This window comes from Citrobacter sp. Cpo089, assembly GCF_030332695.1.
Lineage (GTDB): Bacteria > Pseudomonadota > Gammaproteobacteria > Enterobacterales > Enterobacteriaceae > Citrobacter > Citrobacter portucalensis.
On record NZ_JAOWHJ010000068.1, the window covers coordinates 117,141 to 133,424 of the forward strand.

A 16,284-nucleotide genomic window follows, 5' to 3' on the forward strand; every position below is an offset into this window, starting at 1 on the left:
CTTACACCGCATCCGGCTACGGTTGTGCCTGATGGCACTGCGCTTATCAGGCCTACGAAACTACAGACCAGGCATAAAGCCGGTTCGCCGGATAAGGCGCTTGCGCCGCATCCGGCGAACCGGATCAGGGCTGCGTCAGTATCCGGCGTTTATCTTCCGGCAACGTGTTCACTGCCTGCTGATAAGAGGCGTCGACCAGATAATAAATCTGTGAATCCGGCAGCGAGCCGTCCAGATACACCGTACTCCAGTGCGCTTTATTGAGATGCCTGCTTGGCCGAACATCGCTATGCTGCTGGCGCAACAGTTCTGCCAGTTCAGGGCTGGTTTTCAGAGACACCGCCGGGCGTTCTTCCACCTCTTTTACCATGGCAAAAAGCACATCTTCGACTTTGATTTGCGTGGCCTTCCAGTCACTGTGAACGCTCTGCTCCGCGCCCGTTTTTGCCATGCAGTATTGCAGCAACTCCGAATTCGTCATCTTTATTCCCCTTACCAGCATATTGCCTCATGAGAACATCTTTTATTCAGTGTGCAGCAAGTCCGCAAAAGGTAAAAGCCAGCAATGTAAATTTGTTTAAAAAAACAGCAATCCGCAGCCAGCGTCCTCAATATTCCGAGTTGACGATCACCTCTTCACCAAACGCACCGGCCTGTGGCAGCGGCTTATAAGTGGAGTTAGAGGCGCGCAAAATGCGAATACCGCGAATACCCACGTCGCGAGCGGCAGTGATGTCATTATCGGAGTCACCGTAGAACATGCGGATATTTTTATCCTGCAGCCACTGCGTTTTGGTGTTCTGACCCGGCTTGTCGCCGGCAAAAATGACCGGATACATATTACCAGCCGGGATGTGAAAGTTATCGGACAGCGTTTTCGACACGGTTTCCGTTTTCGTCTGGCTACGACCGGTTACGAAAAAAATGCTGTCGCCGCGACGCACGTGCATATCAATCAGTTGGCGCGCGACTTCTTTTGGAATACTGAACTCGTCCCAGCCATTGTTCATTTTTTCCCAGAAGGCCGGATTCTTCAGGTAATCCTCACTGTCCGGAGAATACGTTTTTTTACCGCGCCAGAAGCCTGGGCTGGAAAAGAGGACAGTGTCATCGATATCAAACCCGACGGCCATCGGCGGACGTCCGGTCAGGCTGTTTTCAATTTGTGCCACGGAGACCCAGTGAATGGGAGCCTGCTCAGCGAGCTTTGCAACGTTAGTGCCTGGATTGAGCTGAGAGGGAGAAGAAACGAGTGCCTGGGCTGGCTGATTTAGCGTGAACAATAAACAAACGGCACTCAGTGCCAACGTAAACTTGCGCATATTTTTCCCTAAGTAGTCAGTTAGTTATCATTTTTTTATTAACAACTGGTCAAAAAACTATCTGACCTTACCCCTTAGGGGGAGGGAAAGGAAGGATTTTCTCTGGTTTTGTCCTGGAAAAGGAGCACGATCACATTGGAAAACAGGCCTGATGGCGCGACGCTTATCAGGCCTGCAAAGTCGGTTACATGACGGCAGCAAATGCCTTCGCCACGCGCTGCACGTTACCGTGATTCAGCCCGGCCACGCACATACGACCGCTGGCGATCAGGTATACACCGAACTCATCGCGCAGGCGATCGACCTGGGCTACGCTAAGCCCGGTATAGCTGAACATACCGCGCTGTTGCAGCAGGTAGTCAAAATTACGGCCTGGGATCTCCGCATTTAATACGTTAACCAGCTCCTGACGCATCGCCAGAATGCGAGTACGCATCTCTTCAACTTCCGCCAGCCAGCTGGCTTTCAGCACGTCATCACCCAGCACCGCGGCAACTACCTGCGCACCAAAGTTTGGCGGGCTGGAGTAGTTACGACGCACCGTCGCTTTTAGCTGCCCCAGAACACGGCTGGCGGCATCAGCGTCTTCACATACCACAGACAGTCCGCCGACACGCTCACCGTATAAGGAAAAAATCTTCGAGAATGAGTTGCTGACCAGAGCGGGCAATCCGGCGCTGGCGATGGCGCGAATCGCATAGGCGTCTTCTTCCATTCCACCGCCGAAGCCCTGGTAAGCAATGTCCAGGAACGGAATCAGATCGCGTGCTTTCAGGATCTCAATAACGCTATCCCACTGCGCAGGCGTTAAATCCGCCCCTGTCGGGTTATGGCAGCACGGATGTAGCAGCACGATGCTGCGCGCCGGTAGGGTATTCAGCGTGGCCAGCAGGTCGTTGAAACGCACGCCGTTGGTCGTGTCGTCATACCATGGGTAAGTGCTTACTTCGAATCCAGCACCTTCAAAAATCGCGATATGGTTTTCCCAGGTCGGATCGCTGACCCACACACCAGAATCAGGGAAATAACGTTTCAGGAAATCTGCGCCAACCTTTAACGCACCGGAGCCGCCCAGCGTCTGAATGGTTGCGACGCGCTGCTGCTGGAGAACCGGATGTTCTGCGCCAAACAGCAGCGGCGCAATGGTATGGCGATACGTGTTCAGACCTTCCATCGGCAGATACAGCGAAGCACCATGCGGTTTGGCATTAAGTCGAGCTTCCGCTTCCGCCACCGCTTTAAGCTGAGGAATAATGCCGTCTTCGTTGTAATACAGGCCGATACTGAGATTCACTTTGTCGCTACGTGAATCTTCTTTGAAGCGCTCCATGAGCGATAAAATCGGGTCGCCGGCGTAGGCGTCAACTTTTTGAAACACGTGTGGTTCTCCGGGTTTACAGGCAGGGGTTAAGAACACAATAAACCGGAAGTGGGAGAAGATCGAGAGGATGTTGAGAGGAATATTGCCGGAAGGCGGCGTAACCACCTGTCCGGCACATCATGCTGCTAATCGATATACTTCATCGCCACCCTTGAGGTCAGGCGCGTAATAAGTTCGTAAGCACTTACTTTCGTCATTTCAGCAATACGTTCAACGGGCAGGCCCTCGCCCCACAGAATCACCGAATCGCCGGCTTTATCCTGCGCTTCGGGCCCTAAATCGACGCAGATCATATCCATTGCAACGCGACCGACGATCGGCACTTCACGGCCGTTGACCAGTACCGGCGTCCCCGAAGGCGCTGCGCGCGGATAACCATCGCCATAGCCCATCGCTACCACGCCAAGACGCGTGTCGCGCTCGCTCAGCCAGGTTCCCCCATAACCAACCGGCTCGCCCGCTTTGTGCTCACGCACCGCAATCAGACTTGAGGTCAGCGACATTACCGGTTGGCAGCCAAAATCAGCGCCGATGGAGTGATTTTCCAGTGGTGATACGCCATACAAAATCAGCCCCGGACGCGCCCAGTCGAAATGAGACTGCGGCCACAGCAAAATACCACCCGACGCGGCAATCGAACGCTGCCCCGGTTTGCCTTCACAAAAACTGTTGAAGATATCGAGCTGTTTTTCGGTCGCGCCACACTCAGGCTCGTCCGCGCGAGCAAAGTGGCTGACGATATTGACCGGCTGGCGCACGTTTTCACATTGCGTTAAGCGCTGATAAAACGCCTCAGCCTGCTCAGGGCGTACGCCCAGGCGATGCATACCGGTGTCGAGCTTCATCCAGACGGTAACGGGTTCAGCCAGTTTTGCTGCTTCCAGGGCTTCGAGCTGCTCCTGGTTATGGACGGCTGTATGCAAACGCTGCGCGGAAATAGTCGGCAGATCGGAGGCATCAAAAAACCCCTCCAGCAGCAGGATGGGCTGCGTGATCCCTCCCGCTCGCAAGCGCAGGGCTTCTTCAAGACGAGCGACACCAAAAGCGTCCGCATCGGGGAGCGTTCGCGCGGTCTCTAACAGACCATGGCCGTAGGCGTTCGCTTTCACGACCGCAACCAGTTTGCTGGCTGGAGCCAGTTCACGCAGACGTTGCAGGTTGTGTCGCAGAGCGCGGCGGTTAATGACTACAGTTGCCGCTTGCATTTGTATTCCTTAATAAAAGAATCTTCTAAATCATTCGTGTTGCAGGAAGGCGACAAGCCAGAGAATCCCCGGGAGCTTAGTAAACTAAGTGACCGGGGTGAACGGGCGTAGTCAACGCATCTGCTGCATGAAGGATGACGGAGATTTATTCGTCGTCGTATTGTGGGCCCGCATAGTTATCGAAGCGCGACCACTGACCGTTAAACGTCAGGCGCACCGTACCGATCGGGCCGTTACGTTGCTTACCAATAATGATTTCTGCGATCCCTTTCAGGTCGCTGTTTTCGTGATAAACCTCATCACGATAGATAAACATGATTAAGTCGGCATCCTGCTCGATGGAGCCGGACTCACGCAGATCCGAGTTGACCGGACGCTTGTCGGCACGTTGTTCCAGAGAGCGGTTAAGCTGCGACAGCGCCACCACCGGCACATGCAGTTCTTTCGCTAACGCTTTCAGCGAGCGGGAGATTTCTGCAATTTCCAGCGTACGGTTGTCGGAGAGCGACGGCACGCGCATCAGCTGCAGGTAGTCGATCATGATAAGTCCGATACCGCCATGTTCACGGGCGATACGACGGGCACGCGAGCGCACTTCCGTAGGCGTTAGGCCGGAGGAGTCATCAATATAGATGTTTCGTTTCTCTAGCAAAATACCCATTGTTCCGGAAATTCGCGCCCAGTCCTCATCATCCAGTTGACCGGTACGGATTTTGGTTTGGTCGACGCGTGAGAGCGAGGCCAGGGAACGCATCATGATCTGTTCTGAGGGCATTTCAAGACTAAAGATAAGAACCGGCTTATCCTGCAACATCGCCGCATTTTCGACGAGGTTCATTGCAAATGTTGTTTTACCCATCGACGGACGTGCGGCGACGATAATTAAGTCTGACGGCTGCAAACCAGCTGTCTTTTTATTGAGGTCGTCATAACCGGTGTTTACCCCGGTGACACCGTCGTGCGGCTGCTGGAACAGCTGCTCGATACGCGCGACGGTTGCGTCGAGCACATCGGTGATATTTTTCGGGCCTTCGTCTTTATTAGCGCGGCTTTCCGCGATTTTAAAGACGCGGGATTCCGCAAGGTCCAACAGATCTTCACTGGAGCGTCCTTGCGGATCAAAACCGGCTTCCGCGATTTCGTTCGCAACTGAAATCATGTCACGAACAACGGCACGTTCGCGGACGATATCCGCATAAGCGCTAATATTCGCCGCACTTGGCGTATTTTTAGATAACTCAGCCAGGTAAGCAAAACCGCCGACGCTGTCCAGTTGTCCCTGAACCTCCAGCGACTCTGCCAGCGTGATCAGATCGATGGGTTTTCCCATCTCCTGCAGGCGATGCATTTCCGTGAAGATATGCCGGTGTGGTCGGGTATAAAAATCTTCCGCCACCACACGCTCGGCGACATCGTCCCAGCGTTCGTTATCCAGCATTAAACCGCCCAACACCGACTGTTCCGCTTCAATCGAGTGCGGCGGTACTTTCAGCCCGGCGACCTGGGGATCGCGCTCACGAGCATCAGTCTGTTGTTTGTTGAAGGGTTTATTTCCTGCCATAGTGAATGGAGTTACCGAGATAATGATTGGGTCGAAAGATTACCACATTTCTTTTGGAGGAAGCATGGCAACACGTATTGAATTTCACAAGCATGGTGGCCCTGATGTACTCAAGGCGGTGGAGTTTACGCCCGTAGACCCGGCGGAAAACGAAATCCAGGTCGAGAACAAAGCGATTGGGATCAACTATATCGACACCTACATCCGCAGTGGTCTTTATCCACCGCCTTCCCTGCCCAGCGGTCTGGGTACCGAAGCCGCAGGCGTGGTCAGCAAAGTCGGCAGCAAAGTGACACACATTAAAGCTGGCGATCGCGTGGTGTACGCCCAGTCTGCCCTTGGCGCCTACAGCTCAGTGCATAACGTTCCGGCCGATAAAGCCGCCATCCTGCCTAACGCTATCTCGTTTGAACAAGCTGCCGCCTCGTTTCTTAAAGGGCTAACCGTTTTTTATCTGTTACGTAAAACGTATGAAATTCAGCCTGATGAGCCGTTTTTGTTCCATGCGGCTGCGGGCGGCGTCGGCATGATTGCCTGCCAGTGGGCAAAAGCATTGGGTGCGAAGCTGATTGGTACCGTCGGCAGTGCGCAAAAGGCGCAAATTGCGTTGCAGGCTGGCGCATGGCAGGTCATTAACTATCGTGAAGAGAGCATTGTTGAGCGAGTGAAAGAGATAACTGGCGGTAAAAAAGTGCGGGTGGTGTATGACTCGGTAGGGAAAGATACCTGGGAAGCCTCGCTGGATTGTTTACAGCGCCGGGGACTAATGGTCAGCTTTGGTAATGCTTCCGGGCCGGTGACTGGCGTGAACTTAGGCATTCTGAACCAGAAAGGTTCGCTGTACGTGACCCGTCCTTCACTCCAGGGGTATGTCACCAATCACCGCGAATTAACCGAAGCCAGCAATGAGCTATTCTCGCTCATTGCCAGTGGAGTGATCAAAGTGGATGTCGCGCCTGGTCAGACGTTCGCACTGCACGATGCACAGCGTGCTCATGAAGTACTGGAAAGCCGGGCCACGCAGGGATCGAGTTTGCTGATTCCGTAAGATGACGGGGAAAGAAAGAATTAGGGCTTCCCGTAGGAAGCCCTTTCTTTTTTTAGTTCGGCTGTATGTAGGGTACAGCTCGATGAATTCGTTAACCTGGCAATAGTGACAGATTTGATAATCAATTCCTATTTGGTTCTAAAGGCAATGTTGCAGGTTGTGACGTACCGCTCAATACCTTAGTAAAACCGGCGGTTATTGCGCTGATACTGTGGGACTTTTGGCGCTTTTATCGCCTTGATCACCCACACCACGGCAACAGCCAGTAGCAGCCAGGGCAACAGTTTAATCATCAAGGCAAATAGTCCGCCCAGAAACATCACTGCGGTGGCTACGACCAATGCGGCCAGAACGCCCAGCAAAGAAACGCCGGTGACCATCAGCATGATAAAAAATCCAATCACAAAAAGTAGTTCCAGCATGGCTCTCTCCCGAAATGAAATTCTCTCCATTGCTTTACAAGAAACATGCCAAAAATAATGCGTTGATTTATAAAGAAAACGCCCCGCGACAAAGCGCAGGGCGTGGTGAAATTAACTAACTTTTGGTGAAAACTTAACGCTTGTCTGCCACCAGCTTCAGCGCGTGTTCCAGAACGTTAATATCAGCCCCGGCTTTATGTGCATTCTCGCTCAGATAGCGGCGCCACTGACGGGCACCAGGGATCCCCTGAAACAGCCCCAACATATGGCGTGTCACATGTCCCAAATAGGTTCCCTTACTCAGTTCACGTTCAATGTACGGGTACATGGCGCGCACCACGGCGACCGGATCGGTATCTTCGGTAGCGGCAGAGAAAATCTCACGGTCAACGGACGCCAGAATACCTGGGTTTTGGTAAGCTTCACGCCCCACCATCACGCCATCCATATGTTGCAGATGAATTTTCGCTTCTTCCAACGATTTAATGCCGCCGTTGATCGACATCGTCAGATGCGGGAAATCACGCTTTAGCTGATAAACACGGTCATAATCCAGCGGCGGAATTTCGCGGTTCTCTTTCGGGCTTAACCCGGACAGCCAGGCCTTGCGGGCGTGAATGATAAACATCTCACATTCGCCTTTGCCAGATACCGTGTTGATGAAATCGCAGAGAAATTCGTAGCTGTCCTGGTCATCAATGCCGATACGAGTTTTCACTGTTACCGGAATCGACACCACGTCTCGCATTGCTTTGACGCAATCGGCGACCAGTTGCGCATTCCCCATCAGGCAGGCGCCAAACATGCCATTCTGTACGCGGTCGGAAGGACAACCCACGTTGAGATTAATTTCGTCATAGCCCCGCTGTTCAGCGAGCTTTGCGCACTGCGCCAGCGCCGCAGGATCGCTCCCACCCAGTTGTAATGCGACCGGATGTTCTTCTTCGCTATACGCCAGATAATCGCCTTTACCATGAATGATTGCCCCAGTGGTTACCATCTCCGTATAGAGCAGCGTCTGGCTGGACAGTAAGCGCAAAAAGTAGCGGCAGTGTCTGTCCGTCCAGTCGAGCATCGGCGCGATAGAAAAACGATGAGCGGGAAAAGCGGTAGACTGAGATTCAGGCAGCATGGCGAATATTCAAGCATCCGGTTAAAAAAGGGGCGCTACTATAGCATAGACCGTTACGATAGTGAGCCACATCCTCGCGGCTCACTCCCCCTGACCCTAAATAAACGCTATTTACGCCCCGGTTTTCCGTCGTGAGATCCAAAAAACTGCGGCGGATGGTCGACCCAGCGATCCTCACGTGTAGCGGCATAGACCGGGTTAAGCGGATAATAAATGCGATTGTATTTTTTGTTCGCCTCACCCACGACTAACAGGCGCACCTCTTCACTGGTGTTATTAATAAAGGTATGGCACACGCCTGTACCTGCCGGGAAACTGACGCTGTCGCCCGGTTCCAGCTTCCATAAATACCCGTTAATCCAGGCCTCAGGATAACCTTCCAGCACGTAGATAAATTCTTCCTCATCGCTTTCAGCGTGCGGGTACGACGTGCGCCGACCCGGCGGCAGGCGTTCATGATGAATGCCGAGTCGTCCTAACCCCAACTTGCGGGCAAGTGGCGCGCCAATAGCAAATAGCTCATCGCTGTCAGGATAAGTGGAGTCATCAGCCCCCTCAACCTCACGCCAGTGGCGAATACAATCGGGTCTTTTCATGGTTATTTTCCAGTATTGCGATGCGTCAGGTATAGCACACCACGGTGGATCTCGGTGTTTTAAGCAGAACATGTTAAAGTAAGGGATTAACCTTCCACGCAAATCGAGGCGCCAAATGGACAAAACCACTACGCAAGAGTTATTGGCTCAAGCTGAAAAACTCTGCGCGCAACGCAACGTGCGGCTTACGCCACAACGCCTCGAAGTACTGCGCCTGATGAGCCTGCAGGAAGGTGCGATCAGTGCCTATGACCTGCTCGACCTGTTGCGGGCAACTGAGCCACAGGCTAAACCACCTACTGTATATCGTGCGCTCGATTTTCTGCTGGAACAAGGTTTCGTGCACAAGGTGGAATCCACCAACAGCTATGTGCTTTGTCATCTGTTCGATCAGCCAACCCACAGTTCTGCAATGTTCATTTGCGACCGCTGCGGCGTGGTAAAAGAAGAGTGTGCGGAAGGCGTGGAAGACATTATGCATACGCTAGCGGCAAAAATGGGCTTTGCACTGCGGCATAACGTTATTGAAGCCCACGGGCTGTGTCCGGCCTGTGTGGAAGTTGAATCTTGCCGCCATCCTGGCGAGTGCCAGCATGACCATACGATTCAGGTGAAGAAGAAGGTTGGGCGCTAGGTAAGCGGGAGAGCGTACATCCTTGTACTCTCAGGAGGGAAGGGTTAATTACCAGCGGTAATCATTACGTTTTTCCCAATCGTTAACTTCTTTCTCCGCCTGATCTTTCGCGTAACCGTAACGCTCCTGGACTTTACCGACCAGTTGGTCACGTTTACCTTCAATGACCGTCATATCATCATCGGTCAGTTTGCCCCATTGCTCTTTCACTTTACCTTTAAACTGCTTCCAGTTGCCGCCGACTTCGTCTTTATTCATCATCAAGTCCTCATCGTTAGGTTGTGAATAGCGAGAGTGCCATGTCCAGACACATGCTGTTTTTGCTGGACGTGAGAATAAGTGTAGTCAGTGATTCTGGGTTTTATTTACTATTCGGAATTTTTAACCATTCCGCTCAGGCAAACCAGGTTCCATTACGCCAGTGGCGCCGCCAGATAAAGGCCAGTGAAAGCCCGCGCAACGCCAGGAAAACGGTTAACGCCAACCACAAACCATGGTTTCCCAGCCACGGCAAAGTCAGCAGCGTTAATGCGAATCCTGTGGCAGCAACGGCCATACTGTTGCGCATTTCTGCCGCGCGCGTCGCGCCAATAAACATTCCGTCGAGCAGATAACACCAGACACCCACCAGCGGTAACACCACCTGCCAGAAAAGATAGCGATCGGCCAGCAGTTGGATTTGCGGCAGCGAGGTCAGTAGCACAACAATCTGCTCGCCAAACAGGGCATAAACCAACGAGAACAAAATAGCCACAATACCGGACTGTCGGCAGGCCGCCCGCCAGACGTCCAGCAACTGGCTACCATCTCGCGCCCCATAGGCCTGGCCCGAATGCGCTTCCACGGCATAGGCAAATCCATCCAGCGCGTAGGCGGTAAAGGTTAGCAGGGTCATCAGAACGGCATTAACCGCAATGATATCGCCTCCCAGACGCGCACCCAGCACTGTGATAGCGCCAAAACAGAGCTGCAGCAGTAGCGAGCGCAACATGATGTCACGGTTAAGTGCCAACAAACGGCGGAAGTTGCCACGCCACGCCTGCTTCAGCATTGCCAGCGAAATTCCGCGCATATGCAGGACTTTGCGCACCATCATCAGGCCGATCAGCAAGGTGGCATATTCAGCAATCACCGTTGCCAGTGCCGCACCCTGCACGTTCATATGCAGGCCCATCACCAGCCATATATCAAGCACAATGTTGAGAATATTGCCGACAATCAACAAGATAACCGGCGCACGCGCATACTGAACGCCAAGCAGCCAGCCGAGCAGCACCAGATTCGCCAGCGAGGCGGGTGCGCTTAACCAGCGAATTTCAAGGAAACGTCGGGCCTGCTCCAGTACCGCTTCACTTCCGCCAACAATGTGCAGAGCCAGATCGATAATTGGCGTACGAAACAGTGCGATAAGCAACCCCGCTCCCAGCGCCAGCATGAGCGGCTGCACCAGTGCACGCGCCAGCGCCTGCGGATTTTTCGCACCAAATGCCTGTGCGGTCAGACCGGTGGTGCTCATGCGCAAAAAAAGCAGCAGCATAAAAAGAAAACTGGTTGCCGTGGCACCAACCGCAACACCGCCAAGATAGACCGGACTATCCAGATGACCAATCACCGCAGTATCCACCAGTCCCAGCAGGGGAACGGTGATATTGGAGAAGATCATCGGTAAGGCGAGGTGCCAGAGTGCTTTATCAGAAGAGGTAAAGAAAGGCATACAGGAGGGCCTGAGAAGAAGTTAGACGTACTGGACAATGTGATGCAGGCCCGGCAAGCGCAGCGCTACCGGGCACGTTGCCGGATGGCGACGTCATCGTCTTATCCGGCCTACAGGGATTCAACAGAAAATTACAGCCATTCACCGTTACGAATGACGCCTACTGCCAGCCCTTCAATAGTGAAGTTTTGTTCGCGCAGGTCGACAACGATAGGTTTAAATTCACTGTTTTCTGGCAAGAGTTCAACCTTGTTGCCCTGCTTTTTCAGACGCTTAACCGTAACTTCGTCATCAATACGGGCAACAACAACCTGGCCGTTACGCACGTCCTGGGTTTTATGCACAGCAAGTAAATCACCGTCCATAATCCCAATATCTTTCATCGACATACCGCTAACGCGCAGCAGAAAATCGGCGTTCGGTTTGAACAGTGAAGGATCGACCTGATAGTGGCCTTCAATGTGCTGCTGCGCCAAAAGTGGCTCACCGGCTGCCACGCGCCCCACAAGCGGTAACCCTTCTTCTTCTTCCTGCAACAGTCGAATACCGCGCGATGCGCCGGATACAATTTCCAGCACACCTTTACGCGCCAGCGCTTTCAGGTGTTCTTCAGCTGCGTTTGGGGAACGGAACCCCAAACGCTGCGCGATCTCCGCACGCGTCGGTGGCATACCTGTCTGGCTGATGTGATCTCTAATGAGATCAAACACCTCTTGTTGCCTGGCCGTTAACGCTTTCATTCCGCCCCCTGGGTGTATATACAGTTATGCTGTGAGTATATACAGCTAAAGGCGATTTTGGAACCGCAAACTGCACAAAAAACAGGAGATTTATGCAGTTGTGGAAGCCTTATCGCAAATGCGACCACAACAGAATGCCCCAGGTGATCAGCGCGACAAAAATAGACAGCAATACCGCAGCCGACCCCATATCTTTCGCCCGACCGGAAAGTTCGTGGTACTCAGAACCAATACGATCAACTACCGCTTCAATCGCACTGTTGAGGATTTCAACGATCATCACCAGCATCACAGAACCGATCAACAACACGCGGGTAATTGCATCAACATCCAGCCAGCAGGCGATGGCGACGCCCAGCAGGACGGCAACACTTTCCTGACGGAATGCCGCCTCATTAATCCATGCAGCGCGAAAACCTTTCCAGGAATAACCTGCTGCTTTGATAATTCGGGTGAATCCAGTGGTATTATTGGCCATCAAAAAGAACCTTTTTACATTATTAGCGTCAATGTCATTGTAACGTTACCCCGTTTGTTCAGGGGGTGGCAAAGCAGCGCGAAGTATGACCGGATACCACAGAAATTCACTAAACTTTCTGATATCCTTGCAGCGCATTTGCATTATTAACCAGAGGCTTTACATCGTTTATGTCCGGCTGGCCACGAATTTACTACAAATTACTGAATTTACCATTAAGCGTCCTGGTAAAAAGCAAGTCTATTCCAGCAGAACCTGCTCCGGAATTGGGACTCGATACTTCGCGTCCCATTATGTACGTCCTACCGTACAATTCGAAAGCAGATTTGCTGACGCTGCGTGCCCAATGTCTGGTGCACGACCTCCCCGATCCCCTGGAACCACTAGAGATAGACGGAACGCTGTTACCGCGCTACGTGTTTATTCACGGCGGTCCGCGTGTATTCACCTATTACACGCCGAAAGAAGAGTCTATCAAGCTGTTCCACAACTATCTCGACTTGCATCGCAGCAATCCAGATCTGGATGTGCAGATGGTGCCGGTTTCGGTGATGTTTGGCCGTGCGCCGGGGCGTGAAAAAGGCGAGGTCAATCCGCCGTTACGTATGCTAAACGGCGTACAGAAATTCTTTGCGGTGTCCTGGCTGGGTCGCGACAGTTTTGTCCGTTTCTCCCCGTCGGTCTCTCTGCGCCGTATGGCGGATGAACACGGTACGGATAAGATCATCGCCCAGAAGCTGGCACGCGTGGCGCGTATGCACTTTGCTCGCCAGCGCCTGGCCGCTGTCGGCCCGCGCCTCCCTGCCCGCCAGGATCTGTTTAATAAACTGTTAGCTTCAAAAGCGATCGCTCGTGCGGTAGAAGATGAAGCGCGCAGTAAAAAAATCTCCCACGAAAAAGCGCAGCAAAATGCCATTGCGCTGATGGAAGAGATTGCCGCCAACTTCTCCTACGAAATGATTCGTCTGACGGACCGTATTTTGGGCTTTACCTGGAATCGTCTGTATCAGGGGATTAACGTTCATAATGCTGAACGTGTACGCCAGTTGGCGCACGATGGGCATGAAATCGTGTACGTTCCGTGCCACCGCAGCCATATGGACTATATGCTGCTGTCGTACGTTCTGTACCATCAGGGTTTGGTGCCGCCGCACATCGCAGCTGGTATCAACCTGAACTTCTGGCCAGCGGGTCCGATTTTCCGCCGTCTGGGCGCGTTCTTTATTCGTCGTACCTTCAAGGGCAACAAGCTCTATTCCACCGTATTCCGCGAATACCTGGGCGAGCTGTTCAGCCGCGGCTACTCGGTTGAGTACTTTGTCGAAGGGGGCCGTTCACGTACCGGTCGTCTGCTCGACCCGAAAACCGGCACGCTGTCGATGACTATTCAGGCGATGCTGCGCGGCGGTACGCGCCCTATTACCCTCGTACCTATTTACATCGGCTATGAGCACGTAATGGAAGTGGGCACCTACGCGAAAGAGCTGCGTGGCGCGACGAAAGAGAAAGAAAGTCTGCCGCAAATGCTGCGTGGCTTAAGCAAGCTGCGTAACCTGGGTCAGGGCTACGTCAACTTTGGTGAACCAATGCCATTGATGACTTACCTCAACCAGCATGTGCCGGAGTGGCGTGAATCTATTGACCCTATCGAGTCGATCCGCCCGGCCTGGTTGACGCCGACGGTGAATAACATTGCCGCCGATTTGATGGTGCGCATTAACAACGCAGGCGCGGCCAACGCCATGAACCTGTGCTGTACCGCGTTACTGGCTTCCCGCCAGCGCTCTCTGACCCGTGAACAGCTGACCGAGCAGCTTGACTGCTACCTGAGCCTGCTGCGCAACGTGCCGTACGCGGCGGATGCTACTGTTCCTGCGCAGAGTGCCAGTGAACTGATCGACCACGCCTTGCAGATGAACAAGTTTGAGGTCGAGAAAGACACCATCGGTGACATCATTATTCTGCCGCGCGAGCAGGCGGTATTGATGACCTACTACCGCAATAATATTGCGCATATGCTGGTTCTGCCTTCGTTGATGGCAGCCATTGTGACTCAGCATCGTCGTATTTCACGCGCCGCATTGCAGCAGCATATTGATGCGCTGTACCCGATGCTGAAAGCGGAGCTGTTCTTACGCTGGGAGCGTGATGAGCTTGCCGGGGTAATTGATGAACTGGCCAGCGAAATGCAGCGCCAGGGACTCATCACCCTGACCGATGACGAACTGCATATCAATCCAGCCCGCTCCCGCACGCTACAGCTGCTGGCGGCAGGTGCTCGCGAGACGTTGCAGCGCTACGCCATTACCTTCTGGCTGCTGAGCGCGAACCCGTCCATCAACCGTGGCACGCTGGAAAAAGAGAGCCGCACCGTGGCGCAACGCCTCTCAGTGCTGCACGGCATTAACGCGCCGGAATTCTTCGATAAAGCCGTGTTCAGCTCTCTGGTGCTGACGCTGCGTGACGAGGGATTCATCAGCGATACCGGAGATGCCGAACCGGAAGAGACGATGAAGATCTATCAGATGCTGGCCGAACTGGTCACGTCAGATGTGCGTCTGACTATCGAGAGCGCCACTCAGGGCGAGTAAGCATAAAAAAACCGGTCGAAATGAACTGACCCCATAATGTTGGACAGTTTATTTTAAGCGGTTATCTGGGCCTGGGTTCGGTACTCTACCGGACTCAGGCCTTTCAGTTTCTGTTTTATTCTTTCATGGTTGTAATAGTGGATGTAGTCATCGATAGCCATGCGCAACTCGCTGATATTCTTGTGTTCCGTGAGGTAAAAACACTCAGATTTCAGTGTGCCGAAGAAGCTCTCCATCACTGCATTGTCATGACAGTTTCCCTTTCTTGACATGCTCTGTTTTAGACCCGCCTCCTTTAGCCGGTTCTGATAATGCGCCATCTGATATTGCCAGCCCTGATCTGAGTGGAGCAGCGGGTATTCGTTTTTGCCCAGTACAGATATAGCCTTCGACAGCATGTTATCCACCATCGACAGAAGAGGACGGGACTCCATCTGATACGCTACTATTTCTCCGTTATACAGATCCAGAACCGGGGACAGATACAGCTTTTCTCCGCTTATTTTAAATTCCGTGACATCTGTTACCCACTTCTGGTTGGGTTTATCCACACTGAACTGCCGGTTCAGTACATTACCCGCAACTTTCCCATGCCGGCCTTTGTAAGAGTTATATTTCTTCCTTCTGATACAACAGGTTAAATCTAACACCTTCATTAACCTCTGAACCGTTTTATGGTTCAGTAAGCTTCCTTCCCGGCGGCCAGCCAGCGTGATTCGCCTGTATCCATACCGTCCTTTATGTTTATGGAACAGCGTTAAAATATGCTGCTTATCATCGGCATATTTGTCTGGTTTTTTACCGTTGGCCAGTTGCCAGTAGAACGTGCTTCTTGCCAGTCCTGCAGCTTTTAACAAGCGTGCAAGAGGGAACTTCAGCCTTAACTCATTCACGACCTGCGCTTTATCCCGCGTCCTGACGTGCTTCTTTCCCTGAGTAAGGCCTGCAGCTTTTTTAGATATGCCACTTCAGCACGCAGTTGTTCAAGTTCCTCACGTTCATCCGGAGCAAGGGGGGTCTGCAAAGGAGGGACGGGGTGATTCTCAGGGCGTTCTGGCATCGTTTTTTTCCTGCGTCGACTGTCTGTAAGGGCTTCTAATCCCCCTTCATCATACAGTCGTTCCCACTGACTAACAGTGGAAAAGGCAGGGATAGTGAATTTTGCACAGACTTCGCGAACAGACAGCTGGTGTTCACGCATATGCAGGATAACGGACTCTTTAAAAGCAGGAGAATAGGTGAAATGCCGGGTTGTAAGCCCGGCTTCGCCATGGAGCTTCCAGGCGGCAGACCATTTACGAACGGCACTGTGATCGATACCAAAACGTTTTGCAGTCGCCTCCTGTCCTTCCAGCCCGGAAAGATAGTGCTGCACAACCTCAAGCTTGAAGCTGAGAGAATACTTGCTCATAAAAAACTGCACCTTACTTCGTTGGGTGTCCAACTTTTTGGGTGCAGTT

General features: G+C 52.8%; 16 protein-coding genes. 3 read left to right on the forward strand and 13 right to left on the reverse strand.

All coding sequences use genetic code 11. The features are described from left to right. Nucleotides 1-124 precede the first annotated feature (124 nt). The 5 genes from OGX92_RS18105 to dnaB form a co-directional block, all read right to left on the reverse strand. Nucleotides 125-481: an MmcQ/YjbR family DNA-binding protein gene (locus tag OGX92_RS18105; protein ID WP_008786927.1), complete on the reverse strand. Its 357-nt coding sequence runs from the start codon at nucleotides 479-481 to the stop codon at nucleotides 125-127. Nucleotides 482-608: 127 nt separating this feature from the next. Further along, on the reverse strand, nucleotides 609-1,322 hold the full coding sequence (gene aphA / locus OGX92_RS18110) for an acid phosphatase AphA (RefSeq protein ID WP_286586902.1): 714 nt from the start codon (nucleotides 1,320-1,322) through the stop codon (nucleotides 609-611). 184 nt (nucleotides 1,323-1,506) lie between these two features. Then, nucleotides 1,507-2,700, reverse strand: coding sequence for an aromatic amino acid transaminase (gene tyrB, locus OGX92_RS18115; protein WP_286586903.1), 1,194 nt, complete (start codon nucleotides 2,698-2,700; stop codon nucleotides 1,507-1,509). Nucleotides 2,701-2,828: 128 nt separating this feature from the next. Beyond that, nucleotides 2,829-3,908 carry an alanine racemase gene (gene alr, locus OGX92_RS18120; protein ID WP_003826612.1) on the reverse strand — a complete coding sequence of 360 codons (1,080 nt, stop codon included), beginning with the start codon at nucleotides 3,906-3,908 and terminating at the stop codon, nucleotides 2,829-2,831. 145 nt (nucleotides 3,909-4,053) lie between these two features. Further along, nucleotides 4,054-5,469, reverse strand: coding sequence for a replicative DNA helicase (dnaB, locus tag OGX92_RS18125; protein WP_003826610.1), 1,416 nt, complete (start codon nucleotides 5,467-5,469; stop codon nucleotides 4,054-4,056). A 64-nt stretch (nucleotides 5,470-5,533) separates the two neighbouring features. On the opposite strand from dnaB, the gene OGX92_RS18130 reads away from it, so the two are divergent. Continuing rightward, nucleotides 5,534-6,517, forward strand: a complete 984-nt coding sequence (locus OGX92_RS18130; RefSeq protein WP_003826608.1) for a quinone oxidoreductase — start codon at nucleotides 5,534-5,536, stop codon at nucleotides 6,515-6,517. A gap of 179 nt (nucleotides 6,518-6,696) precedes the next feature. Here the strand turns inward: OGX92_RS18130 and pspG are convergent, their stop codons facing one another. From pspG to OGX92_RS18145, 3 genes are all read right to left on the reverse strand, one after another. Then, nucleotides 6,697-6,939, reverse strand: coding sequence for an envelope stress response protein PspG (gene pspG, locus OGX92_RS18135; protein ID WP_003031713.1), 243 nt, complete (start codon nucleotides 6,937-6,939; stop codon nucleotides 6,697-6,699). Between the two features lie 133 nt (nucleotides 6,940-7,072). Beyond that, nucleotides 7,073-8,071: a tRNA dihydrouridine(20/20a) synthase DusA gene (gene dusA, locus OGX92_RS18140; protein WP_003826604.1), complete on the reverse strand. Its 999-nt coding sequence runs from the start codon at nucleotides 8,069-8,071 to the stop codon at nucleotides 7,073-7,075. 107 nt (nucleotides 8,072-8,178) lie between these two features. After that, nucleotides 8,179-8,667, reverse strand: coding sequence for a cupin domain-containing protein (locus tag OGX92_RS18145; protein ID WP_286586904.1), 489 nt, complete (start codon nucleotides 8,665-8,667; stop codon nucleotides 8,179-8,181). 115 nt (nucleotides 8,668-8,782) lie between these two features. On the opposite strand from OGX92_RS18145, the gene zur reads away from it, so the two are divergent. Next, the gene (gene zur / locus OGX92_RS18150) at nucleotides 8,783-9,301 is read left to right on the forward strand and encodes a zinc uptake transcriptional repressor Zur (RefSeq protein ID WP_063941225.1); all 519 of its coding nucleotides are present in this window, start codon (nucleotides 8,783-8,785) and stop codon (nucleotides 9,299-9,301) included. 48 nt (nucleotides 9,302-9,349) lie between these two features. Here the strand turns inward: zur and OGX92_RS18155 are convergent, their stop codons facing one another. The 4 genes from OGX92_RS18155 to OGX92_RS18170 all read right to left on the reverse strand — a co-directional run bounded on the left by OGX92_RS18155 (nucleotide 9,350) and on the right by OGX92_RS18170 (nucleotide 12,233). Further along, nucleotides 9,350-9,559 carry a CsbD family protein gene (locus OGX92_RS18155; RefSeq protein WP_003031706.1) on the reverse strand — a complete coding sequence of 70 codons (210 nt, stop codon included), beginning with the start codon at nucleotides 9,557-9,559 and terminating at the stop codon, nucleotides 9,350-9,352. 136 nt (nucleotides 9,560-9,695) lie between these two features. Next, nucleotides 9,696-11,015: an MATE family efflux transporter DinF gene (gene dinF / locus OGX92_RS18160; RefSeq protein ID WP_257662329.1), complete on the reverse strand. Its 1,320-nt coding sequence runs from the start codon at nucleotides 11,013-11,015 to the stop codon at nucleotides 9,696-9,698. A 131-nt stretch (nucleotides 11,016-11,146) separates the two neighbouring features. Beyond that, complete coding sequence (gene lexA / locus OGX92_RS18165) at nucleotides 11,147-11,755, reverse strand: transcriptional repressor LexA (RefSeq protein ID WP_003826596.1); 609 nt, start codon at nucleotides 11,753-11,755, stop codon at nucleotides 11,147-11,149. A gap of 109 nt (nucleotides 11,756-11,864) precedes the next feature. Further along, nucleotides 11,865-12,233, reverse strand: a complete 369-nt coding sequence (locus tag OGX92_RS18170; RefSeq protein WP_003826594.1) for a diacylglycerol kinase — start codon at nucleotides 12,231-12,233, stop codon at nucleotides 11,865-11,867. 170 nt (nucleotides 12,234-12,403) lie between these two features. Here OGX92_RS18170 and plsB point away from each other — a divergent pair, with 170 nt between their 5' ends. Further along, a complete protein-coding gene (gene plsB / locus OGX92_RS18175) occupies nucleotides 12,404-14,824 on the forward strand; it encodes a glycerol-3-phosphate 1-O-acyltransferase PlsB (protein WP_003826592.1) in 2,421 nt (806 codons plus the stop codon). Between the two features lie 53 nt (nucleotides 14,825-14,877). On the opposite strand, the gene OGX92_RS18180 is transcribed toward plsB, so the two are convergent. After that, a protein-coding gene (locus tag OGX92_RS18180) for an IS3 family transposase (RefSeq protein WP_174785198.1) occupies nucleotides 14,878-16,235 on the reverse strand; the annotation gives its coding sequence in 2 pieces (ribosomal slippage) (nucleotides 14,878-15,773 and nucleotides 15,773-16,235; 1,359 coding nt in all). Nucleotides 16,236-16,284 lie beyond the last annotated feature (49 nt).

Bases quoted from the DNA above. Each gene is read 5' to 3' on its own strand.
- OGX92_RS18105 (WP_008786927.1), bottom strand. From the start codon at position 481: ATGACGAATTCGGAGTTGCTGCAATACTGCATGGCAAAAACGGGCGCG.
- aphA (WP_286586902.1), bottom strand. From the start codon at position 1,322: ATGCGCAAGTTTACGTTGGCACTGAGTGCCGTTTGTTTATTGTTCACG.
- alr (WP_003826612.1), bottom strand. From the start codon at position 3,908: ATGCAAGCGGCAACTGTAGTCATTAACCGCCGCGCTCTGCGACACAAC.
- dnaB (WP_003826610.1), bottom strand. From the start codon at position 5,469: ATGGCAGGAAATAAACCCTTCAACAAACAACAGACTGATGCTCGTGAG.
- OGX92_RS18130 (WP_003826608.1), top strand. From the start codon at position 5,534: ATGGCAACACGTATTGAATTTCACAAGCATGGTGGCCCTGATGTACTC.
- pspG (WP_003031713.1), bottom strand. From the start codon at position 6,939: ATGCTGGAACTACTTTTTGTGATTGGATTTTTTATCATGCTGATGGTC.
- dusA (WP_003826604.1), bottom strand. From the start codon at position 8,071: ATGCTGCCTGAATCTCAGTCTACCGCTTTTCCCGCTCATCGTTTTTCT.
- OGX92_RS18145 (WP_286586904.1), bottom strand. From the start codon at position 8,667: ATGAAAAGACCCGATTGTATTCGCCACTGGCGTGAGGTTGAGGGGGCT.
- zur (WP_063941225.1), top strand. From the start codon at position 8,783: ATGGACAAAACCACTACGCAAGAGTTATTGGCTCAAGCTGAAAAACTC.
- OGX92_RS18155 (WP_003031706.1), bottom strand. From the start codon at position 9,559: ATGAATAAAGACGAAGTCGGCGGCAACTGGAAGCAGTTTAAAGGTAAA.
- dinF (WP_257662329.1), bottom strand. From the start codon at position 11,015: ATGCCTTTCTTTACCTCTTCTGATAAAGCACTCTGGCACCTCGCCTTA.
- lexA (WP_003826596.1), bottom strand. From the start codon at position 11,755: ATGAAAGCGTTAACGGCCAGGCAACAAGAGGTGTTTGATCTCATTAGA.
- OGX92_RS18170 (WP_003826594.1), bottom strand. From the start codon at position 12,233: ATGGCCAATAATACCACTGGATTCACCCGAATTATCAAAGCAGCAGGT.
- plsB (WP_003826592.1), top strand. From the start codon at position 12,404: ATGTCCGGCTGGCCACGAATTTACTACAAATTACTGAATTTACCATTA.